Below are 20,292 nucleotides of genomic sequence, written 5' to 3'. Positions count from 1 at the left end.
TATCATTATAATTTACTAAAAATTAACTGATTAGTTCTTTTCCTTATATAACATACTCCCTACGATAAAGTGAAATCCCTATCAATAGAGATATTACTACGTACGAATTTCCCATTTATGATAGATTTGATTCTTTAATAGATTTATGCTTGACTAGTCGGATATTATGCATTATTTTTCTCTTTATTTCACTTTTGCTCGTTATCTATAAAAATCTGAACTGATATGAAAATAATTTTTGCAAAATTAATTTTACAGCACACTAAAGCCCATGAAGCTAATTATTCATGGGCTTTTCATCATAAATACTTCTTAGTATTCTTTTTTCCATCATAAGAATAGAGTACAAATTTGTCCTCTACAACTGTTCTTATATGAACAGGACGTCCCCATAATTGATAAATGTATGGTAAGACATGATCTAAATAATGTGGATCAAGTTCCATACCTTCATATCCATGCACTAAATATAATTCACCGTTACGTAAATAATCGCCATTTTCGACAAAGATATATGGAAAACCACCATTTACTCGCATTGACACTAATTGATCTCTAATTTCCTCGTAGTCCTTAGTTGTAATTCGATAATCTGATCCTTGTTTACTAAACAAGTAGAGATCCTCTTGTTTAACTAAATCCTTTGTTAAATAGTTTCGTATAAATGACATATCTGACTCTACTTCTCGCACTTCAAAGATTTTTTCTCTACCTGAGTTTGGTTTGATACCTGCTCTTTTCATTTCCTCTGTTGGATTGTCGTATCGTTGTTCAATATCTTCGAATATTTTGATGCCTAAATAATATGGGTTAATAGATGTTTTAGAAGGCTGAACAACACCTGCATTTAATTTGGCATATTCTATTGTTTCTTCTGTTTTTAAATTAAGTTCTCTCATAATACGTTGATGCCAGTACGAAGCCCAGCCCTCATTCATGATTTTAGTTTCTAATTGTGGCCAGAAATAGAGCATCTCTTCTCTCATCATCGTTAATATATCTCTCTGCCAATCCTCTAATTCCGTGCTGTACATTTCGATAAAAAGTAGTAAATCCTTTTCTGGTTTTGGAGGGAACTTTTTCTTTTTATATCTGATTTTACTTTCCTTCTTAGGTTGATCTAAACTCCATAGTCCATCATATGGGGTCTTTGCAGTTGTTAGTTCATCATCTTCCTCTTCTTCATATTCGTTGTACATTAATTTTGGACGTAAAATTGAGGGGTCGATATGCTCTTGTATAGATAAGACTGCATCTAAAAATTGCTCTACTTCGTCTTTTCCATAAAGCATTTCATAATGAGCAATTCGCTCTGCAGTTGCTGTCATACTTTCAACCATATCTCTTCTTGTATTAGAGAAACGCACATTATTTTTGAAAAAGTCACAATGTGCTAAAACGTGGGCAATGATTAACTTATTTTGCGTAAGTGTGTTTGTATCAAGCAAAAATGCATAACACGGGTTTGAATTAATAACAAGTTCATAGATTTGGCTTAAACCTAAATCATATTGTAGCTTCATCTTATGAAATTGTTTTCCAAAGCTCCAATGTGAAAAACGAGTAGGCATACCATATGCCCCGAATGTATAGATAATATCGGCCGGGCATATTTCATAGCGCATTGGGTAGAAGTCTAATCCAAACCCCAACGCAACTTCTGTAATTTCATCTATTGCTTTATGAAGTTCCTTTTCCATTTATGGAATCCCTCCGCACCATTTTTTAAAATAGGCTCCGTTGAACAATACTGTTGAGTTTTGAAAGGCTAGTAATATCCTAGACTTTTCGTTAAAAAACGAAGATAGATTATTTTGCAGTAGCTTCAGGTTGTTCTTTTTGGAAAAAGCATTTTAATGCTTCATACACGTCGCTTTTACTTTTCAAAACATAATGTCTAAATTTCTTATTTTCAATTTTTTTATAGTTATACATAAGGGTTGAAAAACGATTATGTGGGTTTACTTCACCATAGCCAAACATACTTGAAACCTTCATCAATTCTTGAACTAAACGAACACAAATCTCATTGTCTGTTGACATATTTTCACCATCTGAAAAATGAACGGGATAAATATTATATCTTGCTGGATTATATTTTTCCTGTATCAATTCCAATGCTTTTGAATAAGCAGATGAACAAATCGTCCCTCCACTTTCTCCTTTTGTAAAAAACTCTTCTTCCGTTACCACTTTGGCCATTGTATGATGCGCTATAAATTCAATTTCAACCGTTTCATACTTCGAACGTAAAAATCTTGTCATCCAAAAGAAGAAACTTCTTGCACAATATTTTTCAAAACTTCCCATCGATCCACTTGTATCCATCATAGCCAATACTACTGCTCTAGATTCAGGCTTTACTACCTCATCCCATGTCTTGAAACGTAAATCATCATTATGAATAGGAGCAATGGACGCATTTCCTTTCATCGCATTACGTTTAATGGCGTTTAAAATTGTTCGCTTTTTATCGATATTTCCCATAAGCCCTTTTTTGCGAATATCATTGAATTCTATTTTTTCAGTTGTAATATCCGCTTTTTCTTTCTCTTGTAAGTTCGGTAACTCTAATTCTTTAAATAGCACATTTTGGACTTCTTCAATGCTCACTTCTGCTTCATAATAATCTTCGCCGGCAGCATCGCCTGCTTTTTTTCCTCTTCCTGGTCCTTGTTGTTTCTCTCCGCTGCCATCACGGGCTACAACATCACCAATCTTGCTATCCCCTTTTCCTTGGCCAACGTGCTTCGACTTACCGTAGTTATAGCGAATTTTATATTCATCTAAGGAACGAATTGGTATTTTGATAACATCGCGCCCGTTTGACATAATAATGTTTTCTTCACTAACTATGTCAGGTAAATTATTTTGAATGGCTTCTTTTACTTTTTCCATATGACGTTGTTGATCTTGGTGTCCTTTACGATGAAGAGACCAATTTTCCTGAGATATGACAAATTGCTTATTCGAATTTTCAGTCATTTTCATCCTCACCTATCTATTATTAAAAAATTTTTTACTCACATATTCATCATCTAGAAAGCTATCATTTTAATCCTAGTTGTAGAAAAAATCCTTTTCTTATACTATGCTAACTTTTATAATTATTTAACTTTTTAAGATAAAAAAATGGAGTGTCCTAAAAATTATGTGGACACTCCTATTCGGTGCTTAACGATTCAATAAGCTACCTACATATTGTAACAATTCGTTAGCTGAAGTTGAGTTATACCCATGTTCATCGATTAATGTAGCAACAACCTCATTGATCTTCTTAAGTTGTGTTTCATCTGGTGTTTTTGAAGAAGTTGTAATCTTCACAACATCTTTCAAATCGGCAAACAATTTCTTTTGTATAGCTTCTCTTAATCTTTCATGAGAATTATACTCAAAACGTTTTCCTTTTCTTGCATAAGCGGATATACGTATAAGGATTTCTTCGCGGAATCCTTTTTTCGCGTTCTCTGAAATGCCTATTTGCTCTTCAATCGAACGCATTAACTTTTCATCAGGATTCATCTCTTCACCAGTAAGAGGATCGCGCAATTTGTTTTTGTTACAGAAGGCTTCGACATTATCAAGATAATTATTCATCAGTGTTTTTGCAGATTCTTCATAGGAATAAACAAATGCTTTTTGTACCTCATTTTTCGCAATTTCATCATATTCTCTTCTTGCAACAGCAATGTAATTCATATATTTTTCTTTATCTTCTTGGCTAATAGATGCATGTTGGTCAAGCCCATCCTTAAGTGACAGTAATACATCTAATGCATTGATAGATGGAACTTTCTTACGAATAATTGCAGAAGAAATTCGATTAATAATATAACGTGGATCGATTCCATTCATACCTTCATTTGGATATTCCTTTTTTAAATCATCCACATCCACTGAGTTATATCCCTCAACACTTTCTCCATCGTATAGACGCATTTTCTTAACTAAATCGATACCTTGCTTTTTCGGAATTTCAAGTCGAGTTAATACTGAGAAAATTGCTGCAGCTTTTAGCGCATGAGGTGCGATATGAATATGCTTCATGTCACTTTCTCTAATCATTTTTTCATAAATTTTTTCTTCTTGACTGACTTTTAAGTTATAAGGTATAGGCATGACAATAATTCTCGAATGCAGTGCTTCGTTCTTTTTATTGGAGATAAACGAGCGATATTCTGTTTCGTTTGTATGAGCAACAATCAGTTCGTCTGCACTAATTAATGCAAATCTTCCTGCTTTAAAGTTACCTTCTTGGGTGAGAGATAAAAGGTTCCATAAGAATTTTTCGTCTAATTTCAGCATTTCTTGGAATTCCATCATACCTCGGTTAGCTTTGTTTAACTCCCCATCGAAACGGTAAGCGCGTGGATCTGATTCAGAGCCAAACTCTGCAATTGTAGAAAAATCGATACTACCTGTTAAGTCGGCTATGTCTTGCGATTTAGGATCAGATGGTGTGAATGTTCCAATACCAACACGTTTGTCTTCAGAGAAGAAAATCCTTTCAACCATCACATCTTCAATGCGTCCCCCATACTCTTGCTCAAGTCGCATTGTGTTCAATGGAGATAAATTCCCCTCTATACGAATACCAAATTCGTCAAAGAAATCATCTCGCAGGTGATGAGGAATAAGGTGCAGTGGATCTTCATGCATCGGACATCCCTTAATGGCATAAACGGCTCCCTCATCTGTTCGTGAATATTGCTCCAATCCTCTTTTTAGTAATGTCACAATTGTCGATTTACCACCACTTACTGGTCCCATTAATAATAAAATCCGTTTACGCACATCTAATCTTCTAGCTGCTGGATGAAAATATTCCTCAACCAGTCTTTCAATTGCTGATTCAAGCCCAAAAATTTCTTTTCCAAAAAATTGATATAACTTTTTCCCGTCTTTTTCCTCTAAACCAGAACTTTTAATCATATTGTACACGCGCGAATGTGCTGTTTGAGCTACTTCAGGTCTTTCTTTTACAATATTTAAATACTCAGCAAAAGTCCCTTCCCATCTAAGCCTGTTTTCTTCTTCACGATAACTCTTAAACTTGTTTAAGATGTCTATAGCTTTTCCCTCCATTCAGGCCTGTTTTATTTCATAGTATGAAATTGGAGGGTTAATGATAACCATTACTATTTTTTTGATGAATTTTATTTAGAGAAAAACTACTCTTTATGGTAAAAATCTTTTTTCTTTGTGATGAAAATTGTTTTGCTTTATTTAACTAGTCATCATTTGTTAATCAAAAAAGACTTGAACCTACATCAATAGGATAGACAAACTGATAAACAATATGTAATTTTTGCTCATGGAAAATGAATTTTCGGATATTCTAATTGATATGGAAAGGAGGATGTATAAATTTGCCCAGGAATTTACTTTCTGTAATAACTTGTATCATGATATTTAGCACATTATTCTCTTTGGATGCATACGCAAAAGAAACCACTCCTTCAAGAGAAGAGATTTTGAAGCAGCGGATGAACCATTACGTACAATATGAACGTTTACTTGTTCCTTGGTATTTTTTGGCTGCCGTTGATCAATATGAGCGGAATATACAATTAGTTCGAAAAGATATCCCCAAACGTAATAGCGTCATCGCTATTCAATTTTCGGACGAATTCTGGGCTGGTCCATTCAATCCTTTAGTTCAAGATACTTCACCAGCAACGATTAATTATTTTGGCGGAATGGGGCTTGACGGAAATAAGGATGGTATTGCAAACTCTGATGATGATAAAGATGTCATGTTTACAATGGCAACATATCTAAGTCAATTTGGTCCTACCCTAAATGACTTCAAATTAGCATTATGGGATTATTACAAAGACGATAAAGTAGTAAACCAAATCTTAACTAATGCAAAATTATTTGAGCATTTTAATACCCTCAACTTGGACAAGCATTCATTTCCGATTACACTTGGCTACGATTACAGCTATAGAGGAACTTGGGGAGCCAACCGAGGATGGGGTGGAAGAAGAATTCACGAAGGAACAGATGTATTTGCTGGGTATGGAACTCCTGTACTCTCTGCTTCCTATGGTGTAGTTGAAACAAAAGGATGGAATCAGTTTGGCGGATGGCGAATTGGTATAAGGGATCAAAATAATTCTTATCATTACTATGCCCATTTATCTTCATACAGCAAAGACATTCAAGTAGGCGGTATTGTAGAGCCTGGAAAAGTTATCGGATTTGTCGGTAGTTCTGGATATGGAAAAGAAGGTACATCAGGTAAATTCCCACCACATCTCCATTACGGCATTTATAAATTTAATGGTCGTACTGAATGGGCGTTTGATCCTTACCCATCCCTTTTACTATGGGAAAGACAAACAAAAGAAGCGAAACAAAAGCAAAATGGTTAATCTTATTCAAGAAAAAGCAGTTGGAGGATGATACCTCTTCCAACTGTTTTTTTATGATTATTATATGTAATTTAGCCCTTTTAAACAGACGTTTAACAATTTATTAAAATCTGTTGTTATTTTTAATTTAATAGAATAAATCTATAACTTTTTAGACATACTAATAGAAAACTAATAATGGAAGGATGATTTTGTTTGAATCATTTGGAGCAGCACATTACAAATAATAATAACCTTGTATATGAAGACGTTAGAAATAAAATAACATCTATTATTTATAGCCTCCATTTTGACTGTTGTTATCATGTTGAAGACTGTATTATCGATTTACATAAACTACTATTAACATTAGACGATTTGGAAGGCTCTCTATAGTAATAAAAGAAGCCACAAATTTGTTGGCTTCTCCGTATTTCTATTATTAATCAATATATAATTCAGTCACTTGCACATGAGGTGGAAGTAAAGGGTGAGTTTTAATCATATTTACATTAGATTTCAACGTTTCTACTATATTATTAGTGTTTTGTAGCCATTCGCTAACACTATTTCCTGCAAATTCAGGCTTACAAGTTTTAAATAAATAATCTAGCTCTTGTATTTTATCTTTCATTTTTTTATTCTCATATATTCTACTTACTACTTCTTTTGTATTCCGTGCATATTTTTTTGAAGCAACTACAAAAATTTCTTCAATATTTTCTTTATAAACAGCTATAATTATTTCTCTCATTATCTCATCAAAATATTGTGAAATTAATGCCCCATTATTTTCTACTACTACTAAATTTTCAGGGTCCATAATATTAGCCTGTTTCATCAAAAATTCCAATTTGTATTCGCCATCTATTATGAATAGAGTTTTCTTTTTTCCATTTCTACACATTAACTTCACCTCAATTTTTGTCTAGGATAATTTACTTTGCAAATCAGCTGAAAGTTTAAACAGCATTACACGTTCTCCAGTTTTAGTACTAAGGTCGGTGTGAAAACTTACTACTTCTTCACCTGTAATATCTAGAATGATTTGTTTTAATTCATCCAAACCTGATTCTACCAAGCTATTACGGTGTTCTTTTACTGATAGTAGTCCTTCCTTATTTTTGCACACGGAGTATTCAGCTTTTGTCAGGATCCCACGTAAATCTACAATAATCATATCGCGTAATATATCAGACTTAACTGAAACTGATCCCCGTCCTAGATAACTCTTTTCCCAATGAGTTAATGCTTTACTTATTTCTGATTCCATAGTTCCTTTTGTTTTATCCATTGTTCCTATCCCCTATAAATAATCATTTTGTGATAACAGTTATAATACCATAACATCAAAGTAAATGATTATGACCAGCTTATCCATGTGCCATCAGAATCAATTGATGATAATCGAATCCAACCATGGTGTATTTTTTGAAGAAATGCTGGATTACTTTCTAATAGCCTTTGGATATGTTTTTTGGGGGCTTGAATCACTACCAATAAGCGCAAAGGTTCATGATAGGCCTCATCATCCGATTTCATAACAGACTGCCATGGAAGACCAAATAATAGATCACTTGCATTCCCCTGCATAACTCCTGCACCTGCAGTTATAGTTTGAGTAGTCTTGTTGCCACTTCCGTAATAATGAGGTGCTACAGTAGATGCAAAATATTGCAGGTTAATCCATTGTGCAACTTTAGCTGGTCCTGCAATAATTTTGGCCAGTATTTCACCATTCTCATCATACTTCCAATTATAATTATGAAGGAAAGCCCTACCTTCCAAATCACATGCTTCAGTAAGTTTACGTTCCCCAATGATAAATGCTGCATTACGGGACAATCCCCATTCCGGGCGTACCTCACTCCAGTCCTCTGCAAAACGTTGAATCTCTTCACTCGGATTTTTGCAATTTGTTTCTAAAGTAGGTAATTGAACGATTCTTTCTGCATTTGCTTCTTTTCGAACTTCTGGCAATTTTGTTTGTACATACTCTAATGATTCTTGTGCTTCTTCAGTAAGTTCTGGAACATAAACAAAATGAAGCTCATCGAGTGATGTGATATGCTCAGCTGCTACAAAAATAGTATCTTGAGGAATAATAATATGATCTTGTTTTAACATTTCTCTTACTTTAGGGAGATTACATAAAGTTGCTAATACACGTGCATTAAATGCACTAGAAGCTCCACCACATGCACCACAATCTAGAGAAGAAGAGTACGGATTATTTGTACTATGACTAGCATGACCACAAATAACAACTAATGGTGCAAAGTGATCTGTCAGCCCCATCATTTTCAAAGCTTGTCGTGCATAAAATAGTTGCTCTTTTTCAGAAAATCCTACTGGTAACTCAGCGTCAATTGTATGCATATGGTCAAGTGAAAGTTTTGTAGCTGGCTTGTGTAACCATTTTTCTCTCATCTTACGTATTGCTTTGCCAGCTTTCTGTGGCACAAAACTTCTCGCTAAGGTTTGTAAGCTTAGCCAAGGGCCACTAATCTCTGGCAATAATAAGTTTGTAAACATGTTATGTTTCATCGTATGGAATGTATGATTCAGAGAATTAGCTGTATTTTCACGTTCCTTATATTGTTTTAAGTCGGTATCAGATGCTGCCTCAACTACTTTATATTGAGGTTTAAACATAATAGGTAAAGATTCATGACTATGCTTACTTCCGAGTTTTGTTGTTTCAATCGGTAAACCAAAAAAGCCAGCTGTTCCAAATGTTTCGAAAGGACCAACTTTTTCTAGTTGTCGACGGAAAGGTTCTGATCGCACATCGATACAAAAAGCAAATTGTGCCTTAATAGAATCTGTTTGTACTTTTACTTTTCTTTGCTGTGATGAGATCATTTCTTTTATTTGAGATTCATATGTTTTCTCCCACGCCTCTAACCAAAGTCGACTGCAAACAAATTCATCAAAACGGTCAGCAAGTAACAAACGCGCTCTTGTTTCTGTAGCTGTTAATTTTGACCAATCAGAAATTTGCATATTGCCCCATCTAGTCCAATTGAGTAGCAATGACTCAATAGATACTTCCTCATCTTTTTGAGATTGTAGTGGGAGAAATGATTGAACCATTGCATACTCCATAGATACTCGAACTGCTAAATATTCTAATAATAGTTTTTCTTCTTGAGTAGATTGTTGAGAACGCCAAAGCATCATCCCAGCCCAACCTGGTAAAGCAAGTAAATGAGCTTCTAGATAATCTTGTCTTTGAGATTCAGGAACTTTTAAATCAATTAGCATATCCCTTAAAGCGTGTTCTGCATCTTCAGGTAAATGCTTCAATTGTTTACGCAAATGGTGATTTAGTGCTGGATCATATGGAACTATTTCCTTCCAAGCTTTATAAAACCCCTGTTCTCGATTAGGCATAGACCACACAGCTTGTGATTCATCCAAATACAATTTACACCATTTAATCATGTGTATATTTAGTTCCTCAGCTATTTTTTCTTTCCCCATCTTTTCGATACGTTGACTAATTGTAAGAACTGTATAATTTCGAGGGATTTGTGGTTTATAATGATTGAGTTTTAATGCTATTTTTTTTAATTCATCTTGTGAAAAATGATCATTTTGCTGATGAATCTTAAGTGCGTGAAGGCAGTATTGCTCAGCAACGCTTCTTGGTAATTCTAAACCTTGTCGATCAAGCCAAGCTGACACTCCTGCTTCTAAATATTTTGGATCAATCTTATCTTTTTCATATGCAGAAAATAGCATTTCTTTATTTGGGTAAATGTCTACATCACATGTATCTTTTAATCGACGCGCTACTTGTTCAAAGGTTTGGTGTTCTAATTCTGACCAAGGACTACGAGCTGCGAATTGGTTGATGTTTCCTAACGGTACGATTGTATCACTAGCGGCTTTCACTAAATCATTAATATCAAAACTAAGGTAATTATTTTCCTTTTCAAAGTTTAAATTTAATGCTGTACTCAATGTACGTTACCTCCTCGAGATAGTAATTGTGTCAGATATTTTGGGTGACTTTCTACTAAATTACCTTTCGGTTCACCTAAACGTATTAACCAAAGATAAATAGTAATTGATGTCTTGGAATTTTTACGAATTGACCATATTCCAATGACACTTGCAACGATTAAAATGCTTAAAAGTAAAATCCCCATAAAAATAGATTGTGTAGTTTCGCTCGGGATGACACCATACAAAAAACTATGGAATCCTGTATGCACTAATTGGAATATAATTGCCGCTCCAACAAATAAAATCGCTCCTACGATTCTTCCAATATGTCCAGCCCCAAAAGCAACAAGTTGTGTCCAAGCAAGAGCTACAGACCACCCTAAAATAATTGCACTTACGAATTGATACCCATCAGTAGGAGAAGTAAGCCAAAATGCAATGCCTAAACCTAATCCTAATACCCCACCGAATATCATCCAGATCACTGAAGAAAGTTGGCGTTTATGAACTATTGGTTCTCTTCGTTTAGCAGCTGAACCAGCTTGTAAGAATAACGTCGACTTAAACAGGCCATGTAATACTGCATGAGTAATGGCAGCTAAATATGCTCCTAAAGCACATTCGATTAACATGAATCCCATTTGTGCTATCGTAGAACCTACAAGTTGGCGTTTATAGTCAACTTGTACGAGCATAATCCCTGTTCCAACTAACACGGAAACACTAGATAGAATAAGTAAAACAACTTGTACTGAATCACCATTAAAAAGTGGTGCAAAACGTGTCAGCATGATACTTCCTGCATTTACAATACCTGCATGCATAACAGCTGAAATAGGTGTCGGAGCAACTACTGAGTCTAGCAACCACCGTTGGAAAGGCCATTGTGCTGCAGGAATAAAAATTGATAACAACAGTAAAAGATTAATCGATGTTTTCTCCCAAGTTTTGAATTGTTCGAGGCTTTCTTGACTTAGTATTTGTGACAAATGCCAATGCCCCGTAACTTGCTCAATCCATACAATTGCGATTAATAAGATCAACCAACTGATGGCAAAATATCTACTCGAAATCTTAGAAGCATGCCGAGCAACTTTCCATTCCTTCCTCATGCCGATTAGCAATACTAATCCAAGAAGTGTAACACCCCATCCAAGCATAAGTAATCGCAAATCATCACTTAACCATGCGAGAGAATCTGCAATTGTCATGACTGTTAATAATGCAAAATACTTTCGATAAGCCCGATTTCCAAATAAATAATGCACCGAATAACGTTGAACGATTAACCCAATGGTTAAAACAAATGTTGACCATAGCCATGATAAAGAATCAAAATGCCAAGGCCCTATTATCACGCTCTCATTATTAAAAACTAATGCCAATAAAGCAATAATTGGTGGTAATGCAATAATACCTATATGAACGCGTATATAACTTACAGGAATTCTTGGTACTAACAAGATTAATGCACTAACTACGGAAACAGCTAACAATATAAAAAATATTGTTATCCATGGAATCATCTCAAAAAAATTCAACATCCAACATCCTCCCCTTGAATGGATGAAAGGCAAATAAAATTCGCCAGTTATTCCTATTTTTAAAGAATAAAATATTTGATAAAACAAAAACCGATAATCTCTAAATTCAACGGATTACACCATTGAATTTTGGAAATTATCGGTTTACTTTTAACTAGCCCAAAAGGGTTTTTAATAGCCTACCTAATATTTATTAAGCTTCCTATTATTCTGGAAACTTTAAAATCTATTGTCGTATTGTTAGTATATAGATTAACTTTTTCAAATAGCCATATCAGATATAACTCTTTGCTAAAGCTCTATATATTTGAAGAAAACATCTTGTAAATGACTTCTTGAAAAAATGATACTATTAATGAAAGATTCTGTCAAGTTAAAGTATAAGACAGTTAGATGAAATACTTTTTGTTATACTACAGAAATGAGCTCATACATTTTTTCATATTTCCACACTATATTTATGTATGAAAATGATAATTATTATCAATAATATTTATAACAAAAGGGCATGTCTGAAAAAACCTTTTGAGACACGCCCTTTGCTATGAATGTTTGAAAGTAGGGCTGTCCTGTGGATTTCACTTAGACACCCAAGATATACTAAAATTACTTTCTTGGTTTAAATGTTTTACAATCTGTCTCCTCAGTAGTAGAGGCCTGTCCCCCTCTATTGCTGACTACATAAATTTCATGTGCAGTGCATTGATTTCCTTTTTGCCAAAAAGTACAGTTACTTACTTCACAAAGAACATCTTTTGCCATCGTACAACACCTCCTTCAAAGACTAGTATTGACAGGAATCACTATGATGATACTATATGCAATTGACGAAATTTCTCAATCTTCTTTCCTTCCATAAAAAAAACACAAAAAGACCTTTTGAGTCTTTTTGTGCTTTAAATACTTTTTCATTTCAAGTTATACTACTGCAACCCTCTTAATATTTCAAAGGAAATAATCTTAAACAAATATTATCCCATACCTGGAATCCAACCAGGTCTATTTAACATTTTCCACATTGGATCTGGTATAACAAGTTCTTTCTGTTTTGTTTGATCCATTTCAGTTGAAATATTGTGATCACCAGCTTCGGCTTTTTTGACCCAATCTGGTTCGATCAAAAGTTCTCGCCCAAGTGCAAGTAAATCGATTCCTGATTCACTTGCCTTTTCAGCATCTTCCAACGAATAAATAGAGCCAACTCCTATAAATGGAGTACGTCCATTAATCGTTTCCAACAAAATTTCAACACGTGATTTATTTTTATCTCCACTAAAGCGATGAGGTTTTGTAAAGAATTCTGTTTGTGAAACATGTAAATACGTTAATCCCTTATCTGCTAATGCATCAACTAGTTTCACAGTTTGGTCCATCGTGATTCCCGTTTCTTCTTCCTCTTCTGGTGAGAATCTGTAACCAACGACAAACGGTTTTGTCGCGTATTTTTCAACAACACGTTTTACTTCATCCACAATCTCTAATGGGAATCGCATACGGTTTTCGATAGAACCACCGTATTCATCTGTCCGACGATTGGTATAACCTGAGAAAAATTGTTGAAGTAAATACGTATTTGCTCCATGAATTTCAACTCCATCATACCCAGCTTCAATTGCGCGACGAGTAGTTTCTCCATACGCATTAATAATTTCTTTAATCTCTTCTATTGTTAAGGGACGTGGTGTCACATTGCCAGGAAAAGCAACGTCACTCGCACTTACAAGTTCGCCATTCGGTACTTCTTCTGGAATAGAACGTCTACCACCATGATAAATTTGTAATACTGCCTTTGCTCCACCTTCATGAATAGCATCAGCCACGCGTTTTAAACTTGGTATAAATTGATCAGCATATCCTGCAAACTGACCAGGGAAACCTTTTCCATTTTCTGCGACATATGTACAAGCAGTCACTACCATGCCAACACCATTCGAACGTCGTGCATAGTATGCCACTTCTTCATCTGATACTGTACCATCGGCATTACTAGAATAATTGGTCATTGGTGCCATAACAATTCGATTTCTTAAAGAGATACCATTTGGAAATGTATAGTTTTCAAACAAATTCATCAATTATCAGCTCCTCAATATAATATCTATAGGGATTCTTCAACCCTTTTATCCTTTCACCTTAAAGGCAATTGTTTACTTATATAATTTCAACATGGATAATATTTACTTATATCGTATCCATATAGATTTTATGTGTCAAAGAATTGGATTGGTTGTATCTTTTATAATCCAATCAGCTGCACTAAGTAAGTCTGGAAATACGGCATCAGCAAGAGAGTCACTTTCCCCAAGGAATATCCCTTTAGTTCCAGCTTTTTTTCCTGCCATTATATCTGTATCAGTGTCACCGACCATATAGGATTTGGTCAAATCCACATCATATTTGTAAGCAAGATCTTCAATCAGCTTGCTGTTTGGTTTTCGACAAGCGCAACCTTCTTTTGGCTTATGAGGACAATATACAACTTCGTCTATGATTGCGCCTTTCTTCTTTAACTCCTTTATCATATAATCATGAATCTGGATCAGTTGCTTTTCTTTCATAAATCCCAATCCTACTCCACCTTGGTTCGTTACGACAAATATGTAGTCAAAATAACCATTCAAATTTTTTATAGCCTCCGGAACACCTGGTAGAAAATATAAATCCTTTGGTTTATTCACAAATTTTACTCTCTTCGTTAAAACTTCATTGATCACTCCATCTCTATCGAGAAATACTGCTTTTTTCATCTACATCACACCCTTAATATTCTCTGGAGCTTAGTATTACCAGTAATATTGTTTTTAATAAATATGTGTCGTTATTGTTATGGAATGCTTTTAGGACCCAAATCATATAAAGTTCTGCTGTATTCACTCAACTAGTAGAATTTGTTAAAATATACTTAAATCAAGTCTCTGAAGGAAGATATGGATGGATCAATTACAAACACCGTTATTTGATGCTTTAGAAAAATTTAATAAGCTTACTAAAGTTTCCTATCATGTTCCGGGCCATAAAAACGGACAAGTCTTTTTAAAAAGAGGAAGCGAATTATATAATTCTGTGCTTTCAGTAGATGCGACAGAGTTGACAGGATTAGACGATTTGCATGCTCCTGAGGGGCCTATATTTGAGGCTGAGGCGCTCCTTGCAGATTTATATCATGCGAAAAAAAGTTACTTTCTCGTCAACGGATCGACCGTTGGAAATCTTGCGATGATTTTAGCAACTTGCACTGATGGAGATACGGTTATTGTCCAACGAAACTGCCATAAGTCCATTCTCCATGGGCTTATGCTAGCAAATGTGAAACCTGTCTTTATTACCCCTAGCTATGAGGAAAAATGGGGAATTGCTAGTGGAATTGATGCCAAAGTAGTAAGGGATGCCTTAACATTGTATCCCGAAACCAAGGCAATAATTTTGACTTATCCCAATTATTACGGGTTTGCTGGGGATTTATCCGAAATTGTCACATTGGCCCATGAAAGAGATATACCTTTATTAGTTGATGAAGCACACGGTGCACATTTCATACTAGGAGATTCTTTTCCTAATAGTGCACTGACTTTTGGGGCAGATTTAGTTGTTCAGTCTGCTCATAAAACTTTACCTGCCATGACAATGGGTTCTTATTTGCATGCCAATAGTTCATTGATAGATGTACAAAAAGTTGAATTCTATTTGCAAATGTTGCAATCGAGTAGCCCCTCTTATCCAATCATGGGATCACTTGATTTGGCACGGGCCTATTTAGCTTCCTATACGAAAATAGATCAACAATTATTAATGAAAAAGATTGCTTTATTTAAGGAAAGCCTAGCTACTATTCAGGAAATTGAACTATTAGAACCATCAGCACAATTTAATGCAGATCCTTTGAAAGTGACGATCCAGTCAAAAAGAGGCATCTCCGGATTTGAGCTACAATCTTTTCTTGAAGAAAAAGGAATCTATACAGAACTAGCAGATGCTCGAAATGTCTTATTTGTTTTGCCTTTGTTAAAAAAAGACGCAGATTACCCTTTTCGCCAAACCGTTCACTTAATCGCAAATGCAGTAAAAGGACAAATCGGAAACCATATTGATGTTATAAATTATAAAAAATCAAATGAAATTACGGCACTATCTATATCCTATGCCGAGATGAAACAGACTATCACAAAACAAGTGCCTTTTCATGAAGCCATTGGAAAGATTTCAAGTGAAATGGTGATTCCCTACCCTCCAGGGATTCCACTTATTATGGCAGGTGAGCTTATTACTGAAGAAAAAATAAATTCTTTAATGAACTTATTAGCACTGCATTGTCGCTTTCATGGTGGAACATTTATAAAAGAGGGGAAACTAATCGTTTACGACAAAAGCTAAAAAAACTCCTTTGCAGATTTAAACTGCAAGGAGTTTTTCATTTTGATATCAAACCTATTTTAAGTTACCAGGTACTGATTTCATGATTCGTCCAGATTTCACTTTACTTACTGGAGAAGTTGCAGGGCGTAAAACGCGCATCCCTTTCACCTCCTTTCTATAAAGAGGCCAATTATTCTTTTTATATCACAAATTAAATTATACTTAAAAATTATTGAACTGTTTGAAGGCTATTTTTCCAAACAAGATTTAATACTTTTTTGATATTTTTCTTTTCTGAAGGACAAGGTCTTTCACCAGATACTACACGATACCATGGACAGTGATTTCCTTGACATACTGGACGATAAAAACAAGATTGACATACTGAATCTGTTTCTTCACCAGACATTACCCAAGAAGCAATTTTGTCATAGTCAAGATCCATTGTTCCATCCGCATGAATATGTCCAACATGGTTGACTTCTTCATCTAGTACAGTCGTACATTTATATAATTGACCATCAGAACCAATGACCATTGCATTTGGTTTTGCTGCATAACAAACGGAAGCTGTTGGCATAAGTGAGCCAGTAATCATATTACTCATGCTAAGCCCTTCATCCATTGCTGTTTCAGTGAATTCCCAGATTTTTTTATTGGCAGTAATATGAGTACATGTAGGGATTTCATCATTATGTTCCCCACCCCATCTACCGACTGGACGGAAGAATAGACCAAAACGTTTGTCATCTGCAAAATATTCTTTTAAAAACTGGATCAAATCGCCAGTTTCTTGTAAATTATCTTCATCGAAATTGACACGAATGGTCATATCAAATTGTCCATCTACTTCTCTAATTGCTTTTAGATTTTCGATAATTCTTTCAAACGTCCCTTGACCGCCAGCCATATGACGACGACTATCATGAACTGCTTGAACACCATCAATTGTCACCATGTATTGACGTACTTCCCAAGAAAGTAACTTTTCAAACACTTCTTTTGTTAAGAAGAAACCATTTGTAACAATATCAGCAGAATAATCGATTTTGTTTTCTTTTGCTTCTGCCATGAACGTATTGGATAATTCTTCTATAATCCCTAATTCGAGTAGTGGTTCACCGCCGAACCAGCTAATATGTAAATTATTTAATGTATTTGCTCGTTCTTTTACTAATGCTTTTATACCGCTCTTCGTTTCATCTGTCATTTTTCCACGTGCAAATGTTTCATAACAATACGTACAACGGAAGTTACATTGTTCGGTTGTCATCAAAATAAGGTGCAACATATCTGTGCGGTGCATCGATTGGTGCAAATACTCAGCTCTTCTTTTTTCATCTACATTTTCAGGAACGATAAATCCATTATCGAATAGAGCTTTTTTTACATCACTATCTAAAACCTCTGTACCAGTTCTTTTTAAGGAACCCATAACCTCTGCTTTTTCTTTATCTGTAAAATCAACAATAGCACCCGTATAGCTATTGTATAAAATGACACCACCATCATCTGTTTTAGACAATGCATTAAACTTTGATGGTACATATCTGTTGTTATTCTCCAAAATTCACAACCCCCTTGTTCAATCATTTTTATTCTTTTTCTAACACTTCTATTCCCAAGATGTACTATTATTTTTTCTTTAAAAATAGCAAGATATTAGAAGTATAAAAATGAACAGTTAATGTAAAAACTACTTCATCATTAAAATTAGGAGCAGTTAATAATATCTTACCATAAAACTAGATATCAGCAATTCCAAATTGTTTTAAATGTTAGTAATGCTTCATTTATTAGAAAGATTCAAACGATTCAAGCTAAAACTTTGCAAAATTCAGAAGCAAGATATTATTAATAAGGCCAATCTTATTTTATGATTCCCCTTGAAAAGTCCTTTCTCTTATGACTGCCCCAAATCTCTTTTAATTCAAAAATTTGGTGTAAAAAATAGTAAGGTACCATCTCTCCATCTTCAACCATTTGCATTAGTTCCTGCTGTTCTACCCATTTAACAGCCTGTACTTCTTCTTCCTGTAATTGTAGTTCTTCAATGTTTACATCTTGGGTAATCATATAATAATCATCAAATCCATTAGGGAAATTTATCGTAAATCGTGGTCTTTCATTTGATAGGTTAATAACTAGTCCTAATTCTTCCTTTACTTCCCTTTCTGCCGCATTTTGACTAGTATCTCCTGCTACTGCAGAACCAGCAGCTGATAAATCCCACATATTTGGCCATCCTTTTTTCCAAGGCTGTCTTTGTTGGATTAATAACTGATTTTTACTATTAAAGATACAGACATGGACTACCAGATGATAGTCTCCTTCATCCATTTGATCCCCTCTTCTATGTAATCTACCGGTTAGTCTACGATTTATATCATAAACATCCCATAATTCATCTTCATTTTCTCCTCTTGTCATAGTGCATCCTCCTTTAAAAATTAAATTACTTATGCAAAAAATTTTATTAACCAAACAATACTATAAATTAGGATACTAACTAAAATAAATCCTGCCATAAAATATGAAAAACTTTTTAGCAAACATTTACCTACTTCGTAAATAGTTGTTGCTAATTCATCAACTATTCTTCTCATCCCCATATCCCTCCCTAGCTAAGTATATCGTAAGGTCCTTATATATTTTATAATTACCTGTTATAACACAACTAATATTTATGACATTGCAATCCTGTAAAAAAAGTGGTATCATTCCATTAAATTAAATATTCACTTATTTCAATATTTTCTTTGAAGTAAGGATAGAGGAGCAAAAACCATTAGTACACAATTGGAGGATAATGAGATCCGTTGATGATTGTGAAAAGGGGGATTTGCCGAAGTGGAGAGAACCTCATTTTTCTCGAAGCTGGTTCTGTTGTTGAATAAATACAGAACTGTCATGTAGTTATCTATATGGAGGGCTATCATACGCACAGAAATGAAACTGTTTCTACTGCAACAACGTAGCCTCGTTGTTGCTTTTTTGCGTTAACTTACTAATTGCCCTTCTCCCTCTAGTTTATTTATATAAAATAATGAAGGATGTGGAGAAGTATGAATTTTGGACAAATTTTAACGGCTATGGTGACACCATTTGATCAGAAAGGTGAAATCGATTTTCCTGCTGCAGAAAACTTGATAAATCATTTAATCGCAAATGGCACAGATGGGATTGTAGTGGCTGGAACAACAGGTGAATCTCCTACACTATCTACAGAGGAAAAAGTAGAATTATTTAAATTTGTTGTGAGAATAGTGGACGGAAGAGTTCCTGTTGTAGCGGGTACAGGATCTAATAATACAAGTGCTTCAATTGAATTGACAAAACAAGCTGAAAATGCTGGTGTCGATGCAATTATGCTAGTCGTTCCTTACTATAACAAACCTTCTCAAGAAGGATTATATCAACACTTTAAAGCCATCGCTGAAGAAACAACACTGCCAATCATTTTATATAATATTCCTGGCCGCAGCGTGATTAATATGGCAGTCGATACAACTGTACGCCTAGCTCAAATTCCTAATATCGTTGCGATTAAAGATGCTAGTGGTAACTTAGATGCAATGGCTGAAACCATTAGCCGAACACCCGAAGATTTTGCAGTATATTCTGGTGATGACAGTTTAACATTACCTGCACTATCAATTGGTGCCACAGGTGTCATTTCCGTTGCATCACACATTATTGGCAACGAAATGCAAGCAATGATTTCAAAATTCAAAAATGGCAATACAACAGAAGCTGCTCAAGATCATCGTAAGCTTCTACCAATTTTCAAAGGATTATTTGCCGCTCCAAACCCATCACCGGTGAAAGCAGCATTGAATATTAAAGGAGTCCCAGTTGGTGGCGTTCGCTTACCTATTATTCCTTTAAATGATGAAGAGACATGCGCTTTACAAGAAGTATTGAAAGTAGTGGATGAAAAAGAAGAAATAACATTATAAGTAAATCTTCATTTACTATCAGTATTTATATTCAACAAAGCTCACGCATATCAAATAAGATAAGCGTGAGTTTTTTATTTGGAGTTTCAAAGTTCGGTTCTATACTAATTGTTGGGGTTGTCA

Annotated in this window: 16 protein-coding genes and 1 riboswitch; of the genes, 3 read left to right on the top strand and 13 right to left on the bottom strand. The window is 34.7% G+C overall.

Going from position 1 to position 20,292, the window contains the following annotated elements:
* Positions 1–299 precede the first annotated feature (299 nt).
* The 3 genes from CW357_RS07625 to CW357_RS07615 all read right to left on the bottom strand — a co-directional run bounded on the left by CW357_RS07625 (position 300) and on the right by CW357_RS07615 (position 5,070).
* On the bottom strand, positions 300–1,700 hold the full coding sequence (locus tag CW357_RS07625) for a SpoVR family protein (RefSeq protein ID WP_119414435.1): 1,401 nt from the start codon (positions 1,698–1,700) through the stop codon (positions 300–302).
* 109 nt (positions 1,701–1,809) lie between these two features.
* Entirely contained in the window at positions 1,810–2,985 is a 1,176-nt protein-coding gene (gene yhbH / locus CW357_RS07620) for a sporulation protein YhbH (RefSeq protein WP_119414434.1), read from the bottom strand.
* Positions 2,986–3,174: 189 nt separating this feature from the next.
* Positions 3,175–5,070, bottom strand: a complete 1,896-nt coding sequence (locus tag CW357_RS07615; RefSeq protein WP_119414502.1) for a PrkA family serine protein kinase — start codon at positions 5,068–5,070, stop codon at positions 3,175–3,177.
* 299 nt (positions 5,071–5,369) lie between these two features.
* Between CW357_RS07615 and CW357_RS07610 the strand changes: the two genes are divergently transcribed.
* Complete coding sequence (locus CW357_RS07610; protein WP_371683905.1) at positions 5,370–6,380, top strand: M23 family metallopeptidase; 1,011 nt, start codon at positions 5,370–5,372, stop codon at positions 6,378–6,380.
* A 421-nt stretch (positions 6,381–6,801) separates the two neighbouring features.
* Here the strand turns inward: CW357_RS07610 and CW357_RS07605 are convergent, their stop codons facing one another.
* From CW357_RS07605 to CW357_RS07575, 7 genes are all read right to left on the bottom strand, one after another.
* A complete protein-coding gene (locus CW357_RS07605; RefSeq protein ID WP_164489566.1) occupies positions 6,802–7,266 on the bottom strand; it encodes a carbonic anhydrase in 465 nt (154 codons plus the stop codon).
* 21 nt (positions 7,267–7,287) lie between these two features.
* Positions 7,288–7,653 (bottom strand): Na-translocating system protein MpsC family protein, encoded by a 366-nt coding sequence (locus tag CW357_RS07600; protein WP_119414432.1) that lies wholly within the window; start codon positions 7,651–7,653, stop codon positions 7,288–7,290.
* A gap of 68 nt (positions 7,654–7,721) precedes the next feature.
* Complete coding sequence (locus CW357_RS07595) at positions 7,722–10,328, bottom strand: DUF2309 domain-containing protein (protein WP_124217737.1); 2,607 nt, start codon at positions 10,326–10,328, stop codon at positions 7,722–7,724.
* Entirely contained in the window at positions 10,325–11,857 is a 1,533-nt protein-coding gene (locus CW357_RS07590) for an NADH dehydrogenase subunit 5 (RefSeq protein ID WP_124217736.1), read from the bottom strand. The genes CW357_RS07595 and CW357_RS07590 overlap by 4 nt, the downstream gene beginning before the upstream one ends.
* Positions 11,858–12,463: 606 nt before the next feature.
* Positions 12,464–12,619 (bottom strand): DUF1540 domain-containing protein, encoded by a 156-nt coding sequence (locus tag CW357_RS07585; protein ID WP_119414429.1) that lies wholly within the window; start codon positions 12,617–12,619, stop codon positions 12,464–12,466.
* Between the two features lie 209 nt (positions 12,620–12,828).
* Complete coding sequence (locus tag CW357_RS07580; RefSeq protein ID WP_124217735.1) at positions 12,829–13,929, bottom strand: NADH-dependent flavin oxidoreductase; 1,101 nt, start codon at positions 13,927–13,929, stop codon at positions 12,829–12,831.
* 138 nt (positions 13,930–14,067) lie between these two features.
* Positions 14,068–14,604 (bottom strand): D-glycero-alpha-D-manno-heptose-1,7-bisphosphate 7-phosphatase, encoded by a 537-nt coding sequence (locus CW357_RS07575; RefSeq protein ID WP_124217734.1) that lies wholly within the window; start codon positions 14,602–14,604, stop codon positions 14,068–14,070.
* Between the two features lie 184 nt (positions 14,605–14,788).
* Here CW357_RS07575 and CW357_RS07570 point away from each other — a divergent pair, with 184 nt between their 5' ends.
* The gene (locus CW357_RS07570; RefSeq protein WP_124217733.1) at positions 14,789–16,228 is read left to right on the top strand and encodes an aminotransferase class I/II-fold pyridoxal phosphate-dependent enzyme; all 1,440 of its coding nucleotides are present in this window, start codon (positions 14,789–14,791) and stop codon (positions 16,226–16,228) included.
* Between the two features lie 211 nt (positions 16,229–16,439).
* On the opposite strand, the gene CW357_RS07565 is transcribed toward CW357_RS07570, so the two are convergent.
* From CW357_RS07565 to CW357_RS18220, 3 genes are all read right to left on the bottom strand, one after another.
* Complete coding sequence (locus CW357_RS07565; RefSeq protein ID WP_371683923.1) at positions 16,440–17,780, bottom strand: radical SAM protein; 1,341 nt, start codon at positions 17,778–17,780, stop codon at positions 16,440–16,442.
* Between the two features lie 299 nt (positions 17,781–18,079).
* Positions 18,080–18,640: an NUDIX hydrolase gene (locus CW357_RS07560; RefSeq protein WP_124217731.1), complete on the bottom strand. Its 561-nt coding sequence runs from the start codon at positions 18,638–18,640 to the stop codon at positions 18,080–18,082.
* A 29-nt stretch (positions 18,641–18,669) separates the two neighbouring features.
* Positions 18,670–18,816: a hypothetical protein gene (locus CW357_RS18220; RefSeq protein WP_158582305.1), complete on the bottom strand. Its 147-nt coding sequence runs from the start codon at positions 18,814–18,816 to the stop codon at positions 18,670–18,672.
* A 157-nt stretch (positions 18,817–18,973) separates the two neighbouring features.
* Positions 18,974–19,153, top strand: a riboswitch (Lysine riboswitch).
* Between the two features lie 122 nt (positions 19,154–19,275).
* Between CW357_RS18220 and dapA the strand changes: the two genes are divergently transcribed.
* Positions 19,276–20,169, top strand: a complete 894-nt coding sequence (gene dapA, locus CW357_RS07555) for a 4-hydroxy-tetrahydrodipicolinate synthase (RefSeq protein ID WP_119414424.1) — start codon at positions 19,276–19,278, stop codon at positions 20,167–20,169.
* The last annotated feature ends 123 nt before the right edge of the window (positions 20,170–20,292 follow it).

Origin of the sequence: Rummeliibacillus sp. TYF005 (assembly GCF_003844195.1) — a bacterium.
GTDB lineage: Bacteria > Bacillota > Bacilli > Bacillales_A > Planococcaceae > Rummeliibacillus.
Note: the sequence above shows the minus strand (reverse complement) of the source record. Positions and strands in the feature narration are given on the sequence as shown.

Bases quoted from the DNA above. Each gene is read 5' to 3' on its own strand.
- dapA (WP_119414424.1), top strand. From the start codon at position 19,276: ATGAATTTTGGACAAATTTTAACGGCTATGGTGACACCATTTGATCAG.
- CW357_RS07580 (WP_124217735.1), bottom strand. From the start codon at position 13,929: ATGAATTTGTTTGAAAACTATACATTTCCAAATGGTATCTCTTTAAGA.
- CW357_RS07560 (WP_124217731.1), bottom strand. From the start codon at position 18,640: ATGACAAGAGGAGAAAATGAAGATGAATTATGGGATGTTTATGATATA.
- CW357_RS07605 (WP_164489566.1), bottom strand. From the start codon at position 7,266: ATGTGTAGAAATGGAAAAAAGAAAACTCTATTCATAATAGATGGCGAA.
- CW357_RS07625 (WP_119414435.1), bottom strand. From the start codon at position 1,700: ATGGAAAAGGAACTTCATAAAGCAATAGATGAAATTACAGAAGTTGCG.
- CW357_RS07575 (WP_124217734.1), bottom strand. From the start codon at position 14,604: ATGAAAAAAGCAGTATTTCTCGATAGAGATGGAGTGATCAATGAAGTT.
- CW357_RS07590 (WP_124217736.1), bottom strand. From the start codon at position 11,857: ATGTTGAATTTTTTTGAGATGATTCCATGGATAACAATATTTTTTATA.
- CW357_RS18220 (WP_158582305.1), bottom strand. From the start codon at position 18,816: ATGAGAAGAATAGTTGATGAATTAGCAACAACTATTTACGAAGTAGGT.
- yhbH (WP_119414434.1), bottom strand. From the start codon at position 2,985: ATGACTGAAAATTCGAATAAGCAATTTGTCATATCTCAGGAAAATTGG.
- CW357_RS07570 (WP_124217733.1), top strand. From the start codon at position 14,789: ATGGATCAATTACAAACACCGTTATTTGATGCTTTAGAAAAATTTAAT.
- CW357_RS07585 (WP_119414429.1), bottom strand. From the start codon at position 12,619: ATGGCAAAAGATGTTCTTTGTGAAGTAAGTAACTGTACTTTTTGGCAA.
- CW357_RS07600 (WP_119414432.1), bottom strand. From the start codon at position 7,653: ATGGATAAAACAAAAGGAACTATGGAATCAGAAATAAGTAAAGCATTA.